The following is a 17,343-nucleotide window of genomic DNA, read 5'->3' as shown; positions in this document are numbered from 1 at the left end:
GAAGCAGAACGATTCTTCGCTTTCCTTCGCTAGTATTTTTTTCTGATTTAACGGTTGATTGAACGCCCGACACGATTGATCGTATGGCGCATGCCTCTAATCGCAACCGATGTTTCAAAAATATTTTCGGTCGGTGCCATGCCGCCATAGCCGGCATCACCGATATGCTGCAGATCGACCCCACAGGTTTTGTTGATAATGGCTAATTGCCGCAACGTTTCTGGACGTGCGCTTTCTTGACTCGTTCCGATCGCTGACATCGTCAATAAGTCATATTGTTTGGCAATTTGAACAGCTTCAATCAGATCCTTTTCTAGAAAGCCTTGAATCGAGCCAACGGAAGGCAGTAACAAAATATCTGCCCCAGCTTCAGCGTAAGAAATGATGGCTTCTCGATCAACCACAGGCTCATCTGAGCCGGCACTGTGCATTTTTCCAGCGATGATCAACCCAGAGAAATGTTCTTTTGCCAATTTTACTGCTTTAGCGATTTCTCGGTTGGTCACACCTGTTCCAGGATTGCCTGTAAAGCAGAGAAAGTCCACCCCGAGTTCTTGGGCTTTTTTGATGGTGTCAACCGAACTTGTTCGGCCTTGACTGATGCTGATCTTTTCACTCATCATCTCCGTCGTAGCTGGGATCGGCTCAAGATTGATGCCGACAGGTCGTCCAATCAGTTGTTTTAGTTGAGGAATCGGGTTTTCAATCGGTTGTTTAGGATCAAGCAGCTGCTCCAATGTGATACCAGGCATCCCAAAAATAGCTGGGCGATAACAATCAAACCCATTCAACAAAATTAAGTCAGCCCCAAAAGCTGCCGCGACTTCTGCGTTGGTGATATCGCCAGCTTGCGGCATGGTTTGAACCACCGTTTCACAGATGATTACTCGTCCTTCGCTCGCTTTAATGGATTGTTTCAATTCTTGCGCCGACATTTCTTTGATTTCACTATAGTTTGCACTTATCAATCGTTTGACCATGTTTTTCTTCCTTTCTTTTCCTTCTCATCTTGCGAGAAACACGAATAACAGGTAAAATATAGCTATTGTGTTCCCTTAGTTAAATGGATATAACAAGTCCCTCCTAAGGATTAGTTGCTGGTTCGATTCCGGCAGGGAACGTTTTTTGAAGAAAAAGATTCCTTATTTTTAAGGAATCTTTTTTTGTTAGAAAGTGAATGCGTCTGTGTCGATTGGCTTAGAAATAGTCTTCCAATAGTGGTTTTCCTGTTGGCAAGTTTTCCTGAATCAACACTGCAGCTTCCTGGTCCGTTTCCATTTGCTGGAAAAAGACCAGAGAATCGAGGGATTGTGCCTGCAAGAACAGCTGCACAAAACGCTGAATCGACAAGGTTGCTTTTGGCAGCTTGGTGGCCGTCGTTTTCGTGACCTGATGCTGAGCGTTTTCGATTGTCACTTCATAACACCCATTATTCCATGGGGCATATTCATCCCCTTGAATTTCTATGGCAAAACGACCAGCTTTTTTCATCGTAAATGGATAACTTTTTAGAAACCCTTCCACATCGATGACGCGCGCCATCATGTCCGGGCGCACTTGGTAGTGAGACAATGGTTTGGCCGCGTTTGCTTGTAGGACTTCCCCATCAAACCCTGGTCGATAGTTAATCTGTGCTACTGAATCTGCATGGGAGACGATAAACCGATTAAATCCTTGGTAAGCATTCGCAGTCAAATAGCCCCACTCTTGAATATCGAAACGTCCTCCCTCGATAAAGTAAATCAAGTAGCCTTCAGGGACCCCTGCTTCATTGCGATAAATCGCAAACGTATACGGTCGGCGCAAAACAAACTTGATTTCTTCCCACCAGGGTTGGCGAATCAGTCCGCCCTTTTGATGGCGCGGCAATTGATGATAAATCTCGTGAATGATCGGCTGTGCTTCCTCCCAATTCATGCGTTGAATCGTTCCATTCACTTTCTTGCCATCGGGCCATTGATGCGCATCGACTTCATAAACCGTCCGTTCAAAAGTATACTCATACCCATATCTGCGATAAAAAGCAAAGGAGAAAGGTGCCAGATAGGAAAGAACGATTTTTTGTTCATAGCAGTCCTTAATGATTTGTTTCATGATCCGATCGATCCGACCTTGGCTGCGATACTCTGGATACGAAGCCACAAAACCGATCCCTGCCATCGGATAACTCGTTCCATGAAAGTTCACATCAAAAATCGTTGCCATGATTTGGCTCGCCAATTTTCCATTCCCATCGTAGGAACCATAATTCCAAGAATTTTCCGCAAGCTTGCGATAGCGCTTGATATTTGTTTCATTCAATTCCCACTGAAAGGCATAAGAAACCAAGTCCAGTACTTCTTGCGAACCAAATTCGGTCATTTTTTTGACATCTGTCATTCCTTCATCTCCTCTACTTGAAAACACGCAAGAAACGCAAAAAAGGCGTCAGTCGACCCCTTAATATGCTTCTTCCATCATACTCAACATTTTTTTAAATTGCTTGCGTTTGAAATATCCTAGAATCGTACCTAAGAGCATGTCATTTAATTGCTGAATCATGCCTTCAGAAGTCATTTTTTCTTCATAATGCAAGTTGCAGTGCGACTCGTCTATCGCTTCGATCTGATAGTGTACACGGAAGGTATTTTTTTTCGTCGCCGTTTGGAACACATAGGCTTGATTCTTCTTGACCGTTTCGATTGTTATGGTGGCATTACTATCTTTATAAAACTGTTTAAGATAGCTGTATCCTTCTAATTGCTCTTCAGTAAGTGTTTGATCTGTCGCTTGTTTAATATCATGTAAAACGGAATCGATGATCGTCTTATATAAAAAGTCAGCGGGTACATTCATTTTTTTAGTGATTTCCATCTTGCGCCTCCTTGTCTTTCTTGTTGCGTTTGTGTCCAATTGAAGCCATGATTCCTCCAATAGCCATTAGAATGACTGACGTGATGAGATTCACCCAGTGGTATTCACCTGACTGCGCGTTAGCGCTGTATATAAATAACATACTACCGATGCTTATAAAAAACAATCCATTTTTAAACATGATATCACCTCACTATTGACTAACGACGTTAAAGTATAGTACTCGACCCCAATCAGTATTTTTGATTGCGTCTTTGGCAAGTTTCGCTGCTTTTTCTTTGTCTTCTGCCGTTGTTTCAAAAATCAACTGAATCCCTTTTTTTTCTTTAAAGGTATACTTGATCTCACCTTCTGTCAAAGACTCAAGTAATGCTTTGATGTTGTCTTGTTGCATCGCGGAATTTACAATAATCATTTTTTCTCCTCCTAAAAAAGATAGCTAGATGGGTGAAGCCACCCATCTAGTTTATTTGATTAGTTCTCTTGGTCTGCTGGATTGATTTTGTTGGCAGCAATAATAAATGGTGCCCAGATCAATAAAGCTACAGCCAAATTAATAATTGTCAAGATGATCGCACGCCAGTCTCCACCGGTAGCTAAGAAGCCGCTTAGGATCGTTGGCATTACCCAAATCACATTTACCACAACTGGTGCAACTAACCCTAAAGTTGTTGCAAAGTAAGCAATCGTTGCTGTAACTAACGGTGCAACAATAAATGGAATGATAAACAATGGGTTTAACACGATTGGTAGACCAAACATTACTGGTTCATTGATATTGAACAAACCAGGTCCAATCCCTAGTTTACCAACTGTCTTATAGTCGGCACGTTTAGAGAATAGCAAGATTGCGATCAAGAGCATTAAAGTCACACCTGCTCCACCAGGCCAAACAAATGCTTCGAATGAACCTGCTACCCATTTATAAGGAACAGCTTCCCCTAATTGATAAGCATTAGTATTTTCAACCATTGCCACACCGTAGATCGATTGTAGAACAGGTCCCATGATATTTGTTCCATGTAATCCAAAGAACCACAAGACATGGACAAGTAAAACAATGATAAATACGGCAAAGTACCCTTGAGAGAGACCCAATAATGGTTTTTGGATCGATTCGGAGATCCAGTCAATTATCGGCATACCGACAAAGCGTTCAAATAGATAGTAAATCAAACCTGAAGCATATAGTCCGGCAATCCCAGGGATAATCGCTGCAAAGGCACGGGAAACTGCTGGTGGCACTGAATCTGGCATTTTGATAATAATATTTTTTTGCATCAATTTTGCAAAGATAATAACTGAAACGAAACCAAAGATGATTGCCGTGAACAATCCAGAGCCACCCATATAGGCGCTAAATGGGAAGTAGCCCCAGCCTGCAGCGCTGATCGTTGAACCATCTGCTGCAAATCCTGATGTAGCACTTGTACTGTTGATCATGTCTACCACGTTTGCTGGTAGTGCTTCTTCTAACGCTAAAGAAAGAGAAGCAGATTGTGGAATACCCATAATAAATGCTGCTAAAGAGACCAACGCACCTGATAGTGCATCAACATTGTAAGCCTTCGCTAAATTATAACCGAATGAAGCTGAGAAGATAACCGCCATAATTGCTAAGGTACCTGTCCAAACTAAACCATTGACTGCGATCACTGGCGTGAAAAATTTCGTGATTGCATTGTCCGCACCAAGATAAGTGTTTGGAAAATCACGCATGAAGGCGTTCAGTAATACTGCAATTGCCCCAGCCATCGTTGCTGGCATCATTCCGATAAAAGCATCCCGCAAGGCAACCAAATGCTTTTGCGCACCAATCTTAGCTGCAACCGGGAGAATGTGTCTCTCCATCCAACTTGTTAATCCATCCATTCTTAATTCCTCCTATAAGTTCTATTCGTCAAAGAAGATTTTTTGATTCATCGACAATAACTACTTCTATCCGTTCAAAGATTATTCGTTATTTAGACGTCGATAGACATCAATGATTTCTTTCGCTAAATCGGTAAATGCGATTGACGTCATTAGGTGATCTTGTGAATGCACGGTCAACAATGTCACGGTCATATGATTGCCTTGCGCTTCTTGTGTCAACAATCCTGTTTGCGAATGATGCGCTTCCACAAGAGATGCTTCAGCATCTTTGATTTTTTGGTCAGCTAATTCGAAGTTCCCTTCTTTTGCTGCCGCGATTGCTTCCATTGCGTCACTTTTTGCATTACCACCATACATGATCAATCCCATAATGGCTTCCAAATTTTGCTCATCCATCTTTAAAAATCCTCCTTACACTTCGATCCTAAAAAATCTTAGTTCATTAATGTTTCTGCTTGTTGCAATACTTTTTCGCCGTTCATCATGCCATAGTCTGCCATGTTGATCACGTCCAAAGGAATGCCTTTTGGTGCTAATTTTTGTTCAAATTGTGATTTCATGAAACGTACTTGTGGTCCTAACAATAGAACATCGACTGGTTTTGACTCCAAATGTTGGTCGGCTTCTGAAGCTGAAACAGCAAAGATATCTGCTTCCATTCCTTTAGCTTCGGCTGCTTTTTGCATTTTTGTCACCAATAGACTGGTACTCATTCCTGCTGAACAAACCAGCATAATCGTTTTTTTCGCCATCGCGCATCTGCTCCTTTCTGTTGTAAGTTACACTTTACTATAAAGCAAAAAGCGTGCCAAAAAAAAATAAGTTCAGACCTTTATTTATCAATGGTCTGAACCAATTTCTCGTTTACACACTCGCAGTTTTTTCATTACACACTAAAATTGTGTGCGGATTCATCATAATTTTTGATTTTGTTTTCTAAAAACATTTGGGTTAAATAGGCGATCTCATCTTCAGAAAATTTGATTTGATAATTTTTTTCAATTTGTAATAAATGGGTTCGTAAAACATCCATTTCAATTCGGTACCGTTTTTGGAAAGTAGCTAAGTTGACGAAAGTACGGGAAGGCTCCTTCTTCAATAAACTTTCTACCAAAAAGGCTAAATGAATGACTAATCCTGCATCGACGGTTGGTTCTACAATCACATGCAATTGATTTTGAATCTGATGAACGATTCGTTGCAGGCTTTCGATCAGATGATAGACGGACCCAACATGAGTTATCGTATTTTCCAATGAACGCACGATCTTTTCGATCGGCACTTCATCTGAAGCGATTCGTTTTAGCACATTCAAGCGATTGTCATCAAAAACATCATAGGCGGAGAAAAACGGAATGTTTTGATAATCGATCTCGACGGTGCCGGCAATAGCTTTGATCTCATATTCTTCTAGCAAGCCGTCAATATGTTTTTTGAAGGTTTCTTTTTCAATAAATTGCATTTGGATGATCTCGACTTTTGATTGATCGACGACGGGATAAATTCGTTGATAAAGTTTGGCAGCGACACCTTCCCCAGTAAAGCAAGTAACGATGACTGCCTTTTTATTTCCTTTTGCTTCACGAACCGTACGGAACTGTTCTTGTACGATGGTTTCAAAAGAACGCTGAATGTTTTGGTAGATATCTTCTAAACTGCGCCCACTCTCTGCCATCCGCAAAGCTTCTAAAACAATCATCGTGCTGACCATCGAAATAGCTTTCGTACGAATCCCCGTCTCTTCGGAAATCAAATTCGCAAATGAATTGAGGGAGCCCATATCGGTTAAAAGCAATAAGCCATTGCTCATCTTCTCTTTGTTTTCATTGATATAATTCAACAGCTGGTCATACATTTGCCCGACTTCCATATCCAAAGACATATTCATTGCCTTGCCATGGTCGGTCTCCAGCAGCTCTTGGGCTGTCTCCAGCATACTACTGGCAGTTGCCTTACCATGCATCAAGACAATGATCTCGATTTTTTCAAGGGGCAATGGCGAAGGCTGTTTGACTTGAATCGCTAAAAACATACTGATAAAGCCGATTTCATCAAATGGGATCTCGACATGACGTTCCTCTTCAATGATCGTCGATAAATCCATTGCCACTTGAAATTCGGATTTTAAGTTTTTTCTAATTGTGTTCAAATCCGGATGAACGATCATATGTCCCTCTTTAACACGTTCCAGCGTACTTTGCAAATGCAACGCAAAGGCAAAACGGGCTTTTTCACTATAAGTTCGATCTAACCTCTGACCTGCCAAGTCATAAAGAACATTGGTCAGTTTCCAAATGTCTTCTGGAATCAACTCTTTATGAACAGGGTTTTGGATCAATTCTTCGACATATTTTTCAAAGTAGGCATCCACATCCTTAGAGATCAAGTTTTCTAAATCTACATTGGCTACACCGGTTTCAATCAGTGTGCTGACTTTTTCTTCGATCTCATTGTACACCTGCATATTCCGTTGCGGATCACGAGACCAGACAACATCTGGGTCGCCGGGTTCGAAACTCAGAAAGTCGCCTTTGCCATCTAAAAACCGATCCAAGCGTTCTGACATTTCTTTGATCTTCAACAGCCCTTTTTGAACTTGCAGTGAGCAATCGCCTTTTCGAATCAGGAGGTGTTTTTTCCCATAGGTCCGATAATGTAAGAATGCCTTCGCACAGACGAGTTTCAGGTCTCGCTTGATTTGACCGATGTTGCCTTCTGCATCATAGAGCATAAAGGCCAATATCGCATCTCGCTCGACATCGATCCGCTGATTTAGACGGGTCGCCTCTTGCTTGATAAACAAGGAAATGATTTCATACCGTTCATCTAGCGAACGACTTTCCACATTTGGCAAAGTAATAGCCATGGGAATTCGCCGATTGAAGGTCGTCAAAAAGGTTTCTGATGATTCAGTGGTGGCACCAATGATCTGCACGGCGGCTTCATGAACTTGGTTGCTTTCCCCTAATGGGCGGTAGATCCCTTTGTCAATGAAGGTAAAGAGCATTTCTTGGCCTTCTGGCGGCAGTCGATGGATCTCATCCAAGAACAATATGCCGCCATCGGCTTTTGCCATAAGTCCTGGACTATCTTCTGCAGCACCTGTGTAGGCCCCTTTTTTGATGCCAAAGATGTGACCAAACAACAACTGCGGATTTTGTGCATAATCCGCACAATTAAACGATACGAAAGGAGCATCTTTTTCTAACATATTTGATTCAACCGCAAAGTGATACATACATTCGGCAAATAGGGATTTACCGGTACCTGTCTCTCCAAAAATAATGGTATGGAGTCCTCTAGGCGGATATAAAATTGCTGCTTTGGCTTGCTGGATACTTACTTTTAAAGAAGCTTGAACCCCAACAAGACTTTCAAAACTCACTTCAGAGGAAACATCCACATGCACCGTTTCTTCTAATGGCTCATAAACGACCGGACGGCCGGAACGTTTGCCGATTTTCTTTTCTTTATAAAGCTCACTGAGATAACGGCTTGCATTGCTGCGATCGATTTGTAAGATTTTAGCGACGTCAACTGCGGTCAACCCTTGCTTATGCAGTTCGATCGTTTGAAAAATCTCTTCTTTTCGCGAATTCATTCGATAGCCTCCTCATTTTTTTACACACTAATAATAAACAACGTTAATGGTAACACAAAAAGACGCTCAATGGCGTCTTTTTCCTTTGTCTTTTTGCTTTTTCGTCTTTTTCTTGGTCTTTTTAACAGGAGTGTGTAATTTTTCAGATGTTTTCTTGGAAATTTTCTGCACACTTACTATTTTCGTTTCTTTCTTGCTTTCCTTTTCGATAACAGGTGCTTCTGTGTGTAATTGTCCCCCATGCAGATAGACTTCCTTGAGTTCTATGGACAATTGATTCGCGGTTTTTTTCAAATCCTTCAACGAATGGTCTTGAACGATCGTGACGACGGTTCCTTCTTTGCCCATTCGTCCAACACGTCCTGCCCGGTGCAGATAGGATTCTTTTTCTAACGGGACTTCCGTATTGATGACATAAGGCAAATCCACCACATCTAAGCCGCGAGAGGCGACATCGGTCGTCAATAATTCTACTAGTTTTCCTTGACGGAAGCTCTCCAGTGCGCCTTTTCGGGCAAGTTTGTTTTGGTCAGATGCTAATGATGCCACCGGCAAGCCGTGAAACAGCAGTTTTTCTTCTGCATTTCCCATTGCGCTTAATTCATTGAAGAAAACCAAGGCTTGAAAGCTTGGTAAATGAGCAAAGCGCCTTAAAGCATCCACGATTCGTCGTTGCGGATAATTCAAATAGTAGTGATGGATCACGCCTTTGCTCTGATCTTCTTGGGTAACATCAATGATCAGCGGCTCTTTTGTCACCAATGGTCGAATCTCATCAATCACTTCGTTAGCGGTTGCTGAAAAGAAACTACGCTGGATTTGTTTTGGCAATGTTTGATTGATCTTGGCAGCCAGTGTGAAGGCCCCTTCTTTCAATAATTGGTCAACCTCATCTAATACCAACGATTGCAACTGCTGGGTCTTGATTTTTTTTGCTTTGATCAATTCTAACACTCGGCCTGGGGTGCCAATCAAGACCTCGGGCTTGTCTTTCAGTTTTTCCACTTGGCGTTTTGTACTTGCGCCACCAATTAGCGGCAGAACGGTCAAACCAATGGCTTGGGCCCATTCCCGGGCCACTTCTGTGACTTGCATCGCTAATTCTTGTGAAGAAGTCAAAATCAGCAACTGATTGCCTTGCTTTGCCTCGACTTTTGTTAACAGTGGCAAGAGGTACGCCAATGTTTTACCAGAACCGGTCGGTGAGACTCCAATGACAGACTCACCATCTTTTAAAGGGCCAAAGGTTTTCTCTTGGATCAAGGACGGTGCGTGATACCCTGCCGCTTGCCATTTTTCCTGCCAGATGTCTGGCAATTGTGTCAATTCAAATACTGTCATAAATGTTCCATTCCTTATTTTTTATCTGCATCAAAAATGATGCCTGCTTGTTTACGCATAAGAGCGATGGTTTCGTTGACACTGCGAGCAAGTTCCACCCATTCCTCATACCGTTGTCCTTGTTGGGGATCATTTTTGTTTTCGATGATGTCTGCAAAGTCTTGTGCTTCTTCGATCATCGGGTTTTCTAAAGCACTTACTGCTAATGCCTGGGTTTGTTTTGTTTTTCGCTCATAAAATGCGGCTTCTTCGATGGCATTGACGGCATTTAGGTCTAATGTACCGTCTTCAAAATAGATTTCTGAACGCAACTCTGAATCAGCGATTTTTCCTGTTTGGATTGTGACATCAAAGTCAGCATAGCGCAACACTGCAGTCCCGATACCATCTACACCAGTCGGTAATTTACGGGCAAAATAATGAACATCTTGCGGTTTGCCAAACCAAGCGACCGCCGCATAAATCGGATAGACGCCCAAATCCGCTAAGGCACCGCCAGAAAAATGTGGAGAAAAAATATTTGGTTCCTCCCCAGCTAGTACAGCGTCATAACGAGACGAATATTTCATATAAGAAAAGTTCGCCCCAAGAATGGCACCGCGTGTCGGTAAGAATTCGGCTACAGTAGAAAAACTTGCTTCATGGATGTTGCGAGCTGCTTCAAAGAATAATACCTGTTGCTGATTTGCCAATTCGATGATCTCCGCCATTTCCTCAGGCGTTGAAAAGGCTGGCTTCTCCACAATGACATTTTTTCCTGCTAAAATACCTTGCTTGGCTTGTTCAAAGTGCAAACTATTCGGAGACGCGATGTAGACCGTGTCCATATGAGCTAAGCCAAAAAAAGTGTCCAGATCGGTCGCATACTCGATATCCCCATATTTTTCTCCAAAACGTTGTGCCGTTGCTAACTTTCTTGAGTATACGGCAACCAATTGATAGCGTTTGGTTTCGTGGGCTGCTTGTACAAATTGATCGGTGATCCAATTTGTGCCGATAATCCCTAAATGAATCATGTTTTTTCCTTCTTTCTTCTATAGATTAGGGTCGTCAAAGACGACATTCAAATCAAAAGGGATTGGTTCTTTGACCGTGATCATCCCTTGGTTTACTTGGCAATTATAGGCAAACACTTCGACACCCTTGCTTTGCGCTTCAGCGATTTTAGTGGCCAGATCCGGTTGCATCTGTCGATGGATCGTGGCGATTTGCACCGCTTCAAATTGGATCATAAACAAAACCGCCGCATAATAGCCAGCTTCTTTGGCATGGATCAATTCATTGACGTGTTTCAAGCCACGAATGGTTGGTGCATCTGGAAAAGCACCGACTTGCTTGTTTTCAAGGGTCATTCCCTTGATTTCTAAAAAGCCTTTTTCTTGTTCATCTGTTTCAAAATAAAGGTCGAATTTTGATGTCCCATAGACAACTTCCCTTCGCAAAAGCGCGATTCTCCCTTTGATATTTGGCAACTGGATCGTGCCATCCAAGAGGCCTTCATAGCCTAAACGATTCGGTACTTGACTATCGATGTTGATCCATTGGTCTTGTTTCTTGACTGAGATCAAGTCGTAATTGGTTTTGCGTTTCGGATTGTCCCAATATTGCAGGGTAACAAGCGCACCTTTGTGCAAGAGCTCTTTTCCTCGTCCGGTATTTTTTACATGGACGATTACTTCTTGACCGTCAACGAGACATCGGGCAATGAACCGGTTGTCTCGCACGAGAAACGTGGCTAAAAGGGTATTCGGATAATTCATTTTCTCACCTGCTCTTTTGAATCATAGCATATTTTGATAAAAACTTCTAAACTTCAAACTAAAGTACCATGCTTTTTTACCTTCTCATGGTATACTTATGGCAATTATTTTCTAGTGCGAAAAAGTGGACACCTGTCCACAAGGCACAACTTGATGAATCGTAAATGATAGGACGTGTATAAATGAAGAAAAGGTCTATTTTGATTGGTTTATCTCTTGCAACGGGCGTGGTCAGCTCCTTGCTGTTGCGAAAAGAAAAACAAAAAAATGAGAATCGCCAGAATTTCATTGGTAATTGGCGTTTTACTTCCAAGACAAAAGAAGATGTCACGATAGAAATAGCCAATGATTATTCGTTGACCATCGAAGGCAAGCCTTTGACTGCTTCCATCGTTGAATTGACTCCGATGCGGTTAGTTTTACTGGACACATTTGGCTATCATTTAGTTCTTGAACAAAAAGGCTCCGTCATTACTTTATATGATGAAGCAGAAGATTGCCACTATTCTTTGACAAAAATCATCTAAAATCGCTGAGAAAGACAAGTTCATGTTTTCTTCACATTTTCTTCGGTCAATTCTCAGACTTTTTATCAGCATTTCTTGGCAATCCATGCTATCATTAACTTAACAAGTGGTTGAACAAGGTGTTCCGTTGAGTGATGTTTGATCGTTCATAGATTAAGGTGTAGGTTCGATTCCTACCTTCCACATTTATTTTAAATAGAAAGAAGGGATTTTTATGTTAACGACCTTTATTTCACTCTTTTCCATCTTTGCTTTAGCTGCATTGTTAGCTGGGACATTCTTTTTAGCAAAATTGGCTATGCAACAAGAAACGAAGGCGGTGAAAGTTCCCGTCAGAGTCCAAAACCAAAACCCGAGAATCCATTCCAATCGTCGCTAAGTGAATCAGTTTGACCCTATGTCAATTCACAAAAACTTGCCTTCTATTTTATAGGAAGGTAAGTTTTTTTGTTAGCTATTATTTACAGTAACCAACCTTAGTCACGTAACGTCTCAGTTTGTCTACTGAGGGATCGGTCTTACGCAATTAAATGCTAAGTTTTCTCTTAGAGTATTGCAACGGTGGATACTCTTTGTTAAAATTTTTGCTTAGATACAACTTTAAAGGAGCTACTACATATATGCAGAAAATAACCAAGTTCGGGTATTCCATCGTTGCTGCTTTGGCAATCCTCTTTGCTGCTGCCGGCTTACCCGTCGTTTCGTATGCTGATGATACAGCTATGAGCGCCGAAGAGATCCAAGATTTTTCAGTCGATGCAAAAGCCGCTTACTCCATTGATTTTGACACAGGCAAAGTGTTGTATGATCAAGATGGTGAGACCGCCATGGGCATCGCCTCCATCACCAAGATCATCAGTCTCTACCTTGTAGCTGAGCAAGTAGAGCAAGGAACCATCGCTTGGGATGATCCTGTCCCTATTTCAGATTATGCCGCGAATCTCAGCGTGTCGCCAAACTTATCGAATGTCCCTTTGCATCAAGACGTTACCTATACAGTAAAAGATTTGTATGATGCCAGTTATATCCAATCTGCAAATGCTGCAATCGTAGCGCTCGCGGAGCTGATTGCTGGGTCTGAAAGTGCCTTTGTTGATCAAATGCAAGAAAAAGTGCAATCATGGGGCATTACCGATGCAAAGATCGTTAATGCTTCTGGCTTGAACAATACTTATTTAGGGGACAATATCTATCCCGGGTCAACTTCCACTGACGAAAACGAACTATCCGCAAAAGATGTCGCCCTGATTGCTCGCCATTTGCTGCAAGACTTTCCAGACGTTTTAGAAGTAACAAGTCTTTCCACCAAACAATTTGGCGAAGGTTCCTATTCGCCTGTCGAGATGGTCAATTGGAACTGGATGCTTCCAGGTTTTACGAATACTAAAGATGGTGTTGACGGTCTTAAGACTGGTACGACAGATATGGCAGGCGCCTGCTTTGTCGGAACCGCCGTCAAGGATGGTCAACGAATTATCACCGTCGTGCTAAACGTTAATGGTCATGCGGAAAATCCAAGCGTACGTTTTATCGAAACAGGTCGGTTGATGGACTACTCCTTCGATGCTTGGGAACAAGTAGAAATTCTACCAGAAAATGCACAGTTAGAAGATACACAGACGGTGGCAGTCAAAGATGGGAAAGAATTGAGTGTTCCCGTTGCCTTAAATCAAGGTTTGACCTTATGGGTACGTGGAGATATGGATGCAACAGCCTTTGAAACAACCATTGACTTTAATGAGCATTATCGTGATTCTGCCCTGCAAGCGCCATTGACTGAGGGCACAGAAGTCGGTACTGTAAGTGCTTCGATTCCAGCTGATACGCTTGGTTATATTGATGCTTCTGATCATGACGAAACTGCAGGATTGGTCACAACACAAACGGTAGAAAAAGCCAACATCTTTGTTCGTGCTTGGCGCGGTGTGTCTACTTTTTTCGAGAATCTTTTTTAATCCAAACCAAAGAAAAAATCTGTCCTGAGCAAAGATTGCTTCTCGGACAGATTTTTTTTATTCTACCGTTTCCACCGTTGCTGCTGCCAAAGGCTCAACAGGGAAAAACAATTCAACTTCCCCTTCTTTAAAATGAGGAAGATATCTTTCTTGGATCGCTGCTGACAAGTGGACGTTATTTTCTGGTAAAACTTCCATCAACATTTTTTCAGTCATCATGGTCAAGTTTTTTTCATCCGTTTTTACAACGAGATAGGTCATTGCGGGCATTTCCCAACGGACCCAACCGACTGGAGGAAAATTTTCTGTATGGACTTGAACGCCTGCCAAATAACGGCCGGTTTCTTGCCAAGGCTCTAACCAATTAGTGCCATCACTCATTAAGCCCCAAAATTCCAGTTCTTCTGCCTTTTGATCGCTCACTAGAAATTCGATCTCTTCAAAATCCTTTGTTGCAAGTTCCCATAGCGCTGGTACCCAAGAAGCTCCTTCTTCCGCTAATCCCTTGCCTTCTTTTCCGATCACATAAAAAGCGGGCCGTTCAACACGAATCACTTCACCTAATTGCATGTTCCTTCCTCCTTCTTTTCTTCATTTTAGCGAATTGCAAGAAATTCAGCAACTTTGACCTTAGCAACAAGCAATTTTTGTCATTTTTCGGTATACTAGGTGTATCGTTAAAGGAGTGAAAAACATGGATTTTACGCAATTGCTGATTTTTGCCATCAGCTATTTGACGGGTGTGATCGTCGTTCAAAAGTGGCGCAAGAATAAAGATGAGCCAGATATTTTCTTTTTTGAGTGCTGTTGGACGATTTTAGCCCTGCTGATTTATTTAGCCGTCTCAGAATTACGGACAGGCAGTTTCTTTATTCTAATACCAGTCGCCTTCGCCGGCCTTTTTTTATTTTCTTATCGGCGCAACAAGCACCGACTCGTAAATGGCTTGCTCTTTAATTTGTTTGTCTTAGCATTTGGTGGCTACCTAGTCATTAATCTATACCGAACACAAGATATTCTTGTAGGTGGTCTATTGGCTGTTTTGCTAGCGATCTTCTTCGCTGTATTATTATTCGGCTTAGCCATTCTCGTGGTCTTTCTTTACTGGAATTCCATTATTGTTTTACGAAGAGAGTCGCGATCAATCGCCAATCTATTGACCCTGATCTTAGCAGTGGTTTTGACCGTTTTATTATTTTCAGATACCCTTTTGCACTTTTTCCCGGATTGGATCCGAACCTTATTCGGCGTTGTTCCCCTAAGTCTGATGTATCTATTTGTGGTCTTTTTGAACTTTTTATCGATTTCAGTCATTTATCAGTTCAATCATCCTCGTTACAATCAAGATTTTATCATCGTCTTAGGAGCAGGTCTTTTGAATGGCACCACGGTCTCCCCTTTATTGGCCAAGCGTATCAATAAAGCAATCTCGTTCTACGAAGCGCAATTTAAAGCGAAAAAAACCGCTCCTCGGTTACTGATGTCAGGCGGCCAAGGAAGCGATGAAAAGCTGCCAGAAGCTGTCGCGATGAAAGAATATGCAGTTGCGCAAGGAGTGCCCGAAGGAGAGATTTTAGTAGAAACAAATTCCACGACTACTTATGAAAACATGAAGTTTTCGAAAGAAATCATGGATTCCTTAAAGCCAAATGGCTACAAAGTTATTTTTTCCTCCAACAATTACCATATTTTTCGTGCCGGTCTCTATGCAGATCAAGCACAACTTAAAGCGGATGGTATCGGAGCACCCACCGCCTTTTACTATTTACCAAATGCCTTCTTACGAGAATTCGTAGCGATCCTTTTTATGCACAAAAGACGACACTTAACGGTATTGATCACCTTACTGATCCTTTATGTAGGCGCAGCGATCCTCCAACTTATTTTTGGCTAAGCAAACAAAAAAGGCTCTATAATTTATGGGACTGATGAATCAGAATTGATTCTTCAGTCCCATTTTCATTTTAGGTATTAAAAAACATATCGTTCTCTAGTATGATTAAATCACCACAAAATAAACAACTGAGAGGACGATATGCTATATGAATGATTCTATCAAAAAAATGCTGAGAATAATAGAGAAAGATTTGATGATTATAGAGGTCTCTTACGAGACCCTTCAGAAGAAAAAGACGTTGGTCGTCGATGCTGTTCTCTCGCCTACTCCTCGTGCTTGTAGAAGTTGTGGTTCTACTGTGGTAGATGGAAACGGGAAAGCAATTATAGTGAAAAATGGGAAGAAGGAAACGATTGTCCGTTTTGAACAATACAATCATATGCCTTTGGTTATGCGCCTAAAAAAGCAGCGCTATACCTGTAAAAACTGCCGAACCCATTGGACTGCTCAAAGTTATTTTGTCCAACCCAGACATTCAATCGCAAATCATGTTAGATATAAAATTGCTTCTTTACTGACTGAAAAAGTATCTTTATCTTTTATTGCGAAAAGCTGTCAGGTATCTTTGACCACCGTTATTCGTACATTGAAAGAGTTTAAAAGCTATTTACCAAAGCAATCTAAGAAGATTCTCCCCAGAGTATTGATGGTTGATGAATTTCGTTCGCATGCTTCCATAGAAGATAAAATGAGCTTTATTTGCGCAGATGGCGAAACAGGAAAATTAATAGATGTTTTGCCTACGCGTAAATTACCTCGATTAACAAGCTATTTCTTAGGTTGTACCAATCCAGAAGAAGTAGAATTCTTGGTGACAGACATGAACGCCGCCTACTTCCAGCTCACCAAACGTGTTCTGCCAAATGCGAAAGTAGTGATTGATCGGTTTCATATTGTCAAACACATGAATCAAGCGTTCAATGAGTTGCGTATCCGTGAAATGAATGAACTTCGTAAAGCGGGACAGAAAAGCCAGGCAGAAAAACTGAAAAAGAACTGGCGCTTTTTGCTAAAAAATCGTGCAAACATCAACCATTATGAATACAAAACATGGAAAAGTTTCCGAGCACCAAAATACCCATTTCTTACTGAAGCAATGATGATTGATCGATTGCTTGAGTTTTCTACGCCCCTGAAGGAGGCGTACCCCTTTTTTCATGAATTAGTTGAAGCCTTTCGAGACAAAGACCCTGACTTATTTTTCTGCATATTGGCAGAACTTCCCGAAACGTTAGATGACGGCTTTCGGGAGAAGCTTCAAAACCTTCTGACTTATGAAGAAGGCATCACCAACGCAATGATCTATCCTTATTCCAATGGAAAAATAGAAGCGAAGAATACCCACATAAAGACAATGAAACGAGTATCCTACGGATTTAAATCATTCGAGAACATGAGAATTAGAATCTTTTTGATCAATCAATTAATCAATGTAAGATAACAAAAAATCTGAGCCAGAATGTGGTTCATTCTGACCCAGATTTGATTTTGCACAACTCATCAGTCCTTATTGACAAAGAGCCACAAAAAAAGT

At 41.6% G+C, this 17,343-nt stretch carries 18 protein-coding genes and 1 tRNA gene; 6 read left to right on the top strand and 13 right to left on the bottom strand.

The window, feature by feature from the left end:
* Positions 1-47: 47 nt before the first annotated feature.
* Positions 48-980 (bottom strand): haloacid dehalogenase-like hydrolase, encoded by a 933-nt coding sequence (locus IGJ01_RS06050; RefSeq protein ID WP_430601521.1) that lies wholly within the window; start codon positions 978-980, stop codon positions 48-50.
* Positions 981-1,049: 69 nt separating this feature from the next.
* Between IGJ01_RS06050 and IGJ01_RS06045 the strand changes: the two genes are divergently transcribed.
* Positions 1,050-1,121, top strand: a tRNA-Arg gene (locus IGJ01_RS06045).
* A 76-nt stretch (positions 1,122-1,197) separates the two neighbouring features.
* Here IGJ01_RS06045 and IGJ01_RS06040 read toward each other — a convergent pair.
* From IGJ01_RS06040 to sfsA, 11 genes are all read right to left on the bottom strand, one after another.
* Positions 1,198-2,379, bottom strand: coding sequence for a GNAT family N-acetyltransferase (locus IGJ01_RS06040; RefSeq protein WP_430601520.1), 1,182 nt, complete (start codon positions 2,377-2,379; stop codon positions 1,198-1,200).
* Between the two features lie 60 nt (positions 2,380-2,439).
* Entirely contained in the window at positions 2,440-2,853 is a 414-nt protein-coding gene (locus IGJ01_RS06035; protein WP_016621254.1) for a DUF3284 domain-containing protein, read from the bottom strand.
* A complete protein-coding gene (locus IGJ01_RS06030; protein ID WP_005236946.1) occupies positions 2,840-3,034 on the bottom strand; it encodes a hypothetical protein in 195 nt (64 codons plus the stop codon). Before IGJ01_RS06030 ends, IGJ01_RS06035 begins: the two co-directional genes overlap by 14 nt.
* 12 nt (positions 3,035-3,046) lie before the next feature.
* Positions 3,047-3,268 (bottom strand): hypothetical protein, encoded by a 222-nt coding sequence (locus IGJ01_RS06025; protein ID WP_005236947.1) that lies wholly within the window; start codon positions 3,266-3,268, stop codon positions 3,047-3,049.
* 59 nt (positions 3,269-3,327) lie between these two features.
* Positions 3,328-4,725 carry a PTS sugar transporter subunit IIC gene (locus tag IGJ01_RS06020; RefSeq protein ID WP_005236948.1) on the bottom strand — a complete coding sequence of 466 codons (1,398 nt, stop codon included), beginning with the start codon at positions 4,723-4,725 and terminating at the stop codon, positions 3,328-3,330.
* 81 nt (positions 4,726-4,806) lie between these two features.
* Positions 4,807-5,124 carry a PTS lactose/cellobiose transporter subunit IIA gene (locus tag IGJ01_RS06015; protein WP_005236949.1) on the bottom strand — a complete coding sequence of 106 codons (318 nt, stop codon included), beginning with the start codon at positions 5,122-5,124 and terminating at the stop codon, positions 4,807-4,809.
* Between the two features lie 38 nt (positions 5,125-5,162).
* The gene (locus IGJ01_RS06010; RefSeq protein WP_005229471.1) at positions 5,163-5,480 is read right to left on the bottom strand and encodes a PTS sugar transporter subunit IIB; all 318 of its coding nucleotides are present in this window, start codon (positions 5,478-5,480) and stop codon (positions 5,163-5,165) included.
* A gap of 134 nt (positions 5,481-5,614) precedes the next feature.
* Positions 5,615-8,329 carry a sigma 54-interacting transcriptional regulator gene (locus IGJ01_RS06005; RefSeq protein WP_016613177.1) on the bottom strand — a complete coding sequence of 905 codons (2,715 nt, stop codon included), beginning with the start codon at positions 8,327-8,329 and terminating at the stop codon, positions 5,615-5,617.
* Positions 8,330-8,395: 66 nt separating this feature from the next.
* Entirely contained in the window at positions 8,396-9,670 is a 1,275-nt protein-coding gene (locus IGJ01_RS06000; protein WP_430601519.1) for a DEAD/DEAH box helicase, read from the bottom strand.
* A 14-nt stretch (positions 9,671-9,684) separates the two neighbouring features.
* Positions 9,685-10,686 carry a Gfo/Idh/MocA family protein gene (locus IGJ01_RS05995; RefSeq protein WP_008381134.1) on the bottom strand — a complete coding sequence of 334 codons (1,002 nt, stop codon included), beginning with the start codon at positions 10,684-10,686 and terminating at the stop codon, positions 9,685-9,687.
* Positions 10,687-10,704: 18 nt separating this feature from the next.
* On the bottom strand, positions 10,705-11,430 hold the full coding sequence (sfsA, locus tag IGJ01_RS05990; RefSeq protein ID WP_016613175.1) for a DNA/RNA nuclease SfsA: 726 nt from the start codon (positions 11,428-11,430) through the stop codon (positions 10,705-10,707).
* Positions 11,431-11,612: 182 nt separating this feature from the next.
* On the opposite strand from sfsA, the gene IGJ01_RS05985 reads away from it, so the two are divergent.
* The 3 genes from IGJ01_RS05985 (at position 11,613) to IGJ01_RS05975 (ending at position 13,912) form a co-directional block, all read left to right on the top strand.
* Entirely contained in the window at positions 11,613-11,957 is a 345-nt protein-coding gene (locus IGJ01_RS05985) for a DUF4828 domain-containing protein (protein WP_008381130.1), read from the top strand.
* A 214-nt stretch (positions 11,958-12,171) separates the two neighbouring features.
* Positions 12,172-12,336, top strand: a complete 165-nt coding sequence (locus IGJ01_RS05980) for a hypothetical protein (RefSeq protein WP_008381128.1) — start codon at positions 12,172-12,174, stop codon at positions 12,334-12,336.
* A gap of 241 nt (positions 12,337-12,577) precedes the next feature.
* A complete protein-coding gene (locus IGJ01_RS05975; RefSeq protein ID WP_016621251.1) occupies positions 12,578-13,912 on the top strand; it encodes a serine hydrolase in 1,335 nt (444 codons plus the stop codon).
* Positions 13,913-13,969: 57 nt separating this feature from the next.
* On the opposite strand, the gene IGJ01_RS05970 is transcribed toward IGJ01_RS05975, so the two are convergent.
* Positions 13,970-14,482, bottom strand: coding sequence for a GyrI-like domain-containing protein (locus tag IGJ01_RS05970; RefSeq protein WP_008381124.1), 513 nt, complete (start codon positions 14,480-14,482; stop codon positions 13,970-13,972).
* 124 nt (positions 14,483-14,606) lie between these two features.
* On the opposite strand from IGJ01_RS05970, the gene IGJ01_RS05965 reads away from it, so the two are divergent.
* Together IGJ01_RS05965 and IGJ01_RS05960 are read left to right on the top strand one after the other, a co-directional pair.
* Positions 14,607-15,806 carry a YdcF family protein gene (locus IGJ01_RS05965; protein ID WP_016621250.1) on the top strand — a complete coding sequence of 400 codons (1,200 nt, stop codon included), beginning with the start codon at positions 14,607-14,609 and terminating at the stop codon, positions 15,804-15,806.
* A 148-nt stretch (positions 15,807-15,954) separates the two neighbouring features.
* The gene (locus IGJ01_RS05960) at positions 15,955-17,250 is read left to right on the top strand and encodes an ISL3-like element ISEfa11 family transposase (RefSeq protein ID WP_429972316.1); all 1,296 of its coding nucleotides are present in this window, start codon (positions 15,955-15,957) and stop codon (positions 17,248-17,250) included.
* Positions 17,251-17,343: the final 93 nt, after the last annotated feature.

Source organism: Enterococcus sp. AZ089, assembly GCF_050547225.1.
GTDB classification, from domain to species: domain Bacteria; phylum Bacillota; class Bacilli; order Lactobacillales; family Enterococcaceae; genus Enterococcus_D; species Enterococcus_D entomosocium.
Note: the sequence above shows the minus strand (reverse complement) of the source record. Positions and strands in the feature narration are given on the sequence as shown.

Bases quoted from the DNA above. Each gene is read 5' to 3' on its own strand.
- IGJ01_RS06000 (WP_430601519.1), bottom strand. From the start codon at position 9,670: ATGACAGTATTTGAATTGACACAATTGCCAGACATCTGGCAGGAAAAA.
- IGJ01_RS06010 (WP_005229471.1), bottom strand. From the start codon at position 5,480: ATGGCGAAAAAAACGATTATGCTGGTTTGTTCAGCAGGAATGAGTACC.
- IGJ01_RS06015 (WP_005236949.1), bottom strand. From the start codon at position 5,124: ATGGATGAGCAAAATTTGGAAGCCATTATGGGATTGATCATGTATGGT.
- IGJ01_RS06030 (WP_005236946.1), bottom strand. From the start codon at position 3,034: ATGTTTAAAAATGGATTGTTTTTTATAAGCATCGGTAGTATGTTATTT.
- IGJ01_RS06025 (WP_005236947.1), bottom strand. From the start codon at position 3,268: ATGATTATTGTAAATTCCGCGATGCAACAAGACAACATCAAAGCATTA.
- IGJ01_RS05965 (WP_016621250.1), top strand. From the start codon at position 14,607: ATGGATTTTACGCAATTGCTGATTTTTGCCATCAGCTATTTGACGGGT.
- IGJ01_RS05975 (WP_016621251.1), top strand. From the start codon at position 12,578: ATGCAGAAAATAACCAAGTTCGGGTATTCCATCGTTGCTGCTTTGGCA.
- IGJ01_RS05960 (WP_429972316.1), top strand. From the start codon at position 15,955: ATGAATGATTCTATCAAAAAAATGCTGAGAATAATAGAGAAAGATTTG.
- IGJ01_RS05980 (WP_008381128.1), top strand. From the start codon at position 12,172: ATGTTAACGACCTTTATTTCACTCTTTTCCATCTTTGCTTTAGCTGCA.
- IGJ01_RS06050 (WP_430601521.1), bottom strand. From the start codon at position 980: ATGGTCAAACGATTGATAAGTGCAAACTATAGTGAAATCAAAGAAATG.
- IGJ01_RS06035 (WP_016621254.1), bottom strand. From the start codon at position 2,853: ATGGAAATCACTAAAAAAATGAATGTACCCGCTGACTTTTTATATAAG.
- IGJ01_RS06020 (WP_005236948.1), bottom strand. From the start codon at position 4,725: ATGGATGGATTAACAAGTTGGATGGAGAGACACATTCTCCCGGTTGCA.
- sfsA (WP_016613175.1), bottom strand. From the start codon at position 11,430: ATGAATTATCCGAATACCCTTTTAGCCACGTTTCTCGTGCGAGACAAC.
- IGJ01_RS06005 (WP_016613177.1), bottom strand. From the start codon at position 8,329: ATGAATTCGCGAAAAGAAGAGATTTTTCAAACGATCGAACTGCATAAG.
- IGJ01_RS05995 (WP_008381134.1), bottom strand. From the start codon at position 10,686: ATGATTCATTTAGGGATTATCGGCACAAATTGGATCACCGATCAATTT.
- IGJ01_RS06040 (WP_430601520.1), bottom strand. From the start codon at position 2,379: ATGACAGATGTCAAAAAAATGACCGAATTTGGTTCGCAAGAAGTACTG.
- IGJ01_RS05985 (WP_008381130.1), top strand. From the start codon at position 11,613: ATGAAGAAAAGGTCTATTTTGATTGGTTTATCTCTTGCAACGGGCGTG.
- IGJ01_RS05970 (WP_008381124.1), bottom strand. From the start codon at position 14,482: ATGCAATTAGGTGAAGTGATTCGTGTTGAACGGCCCGCTTTTTATGTG.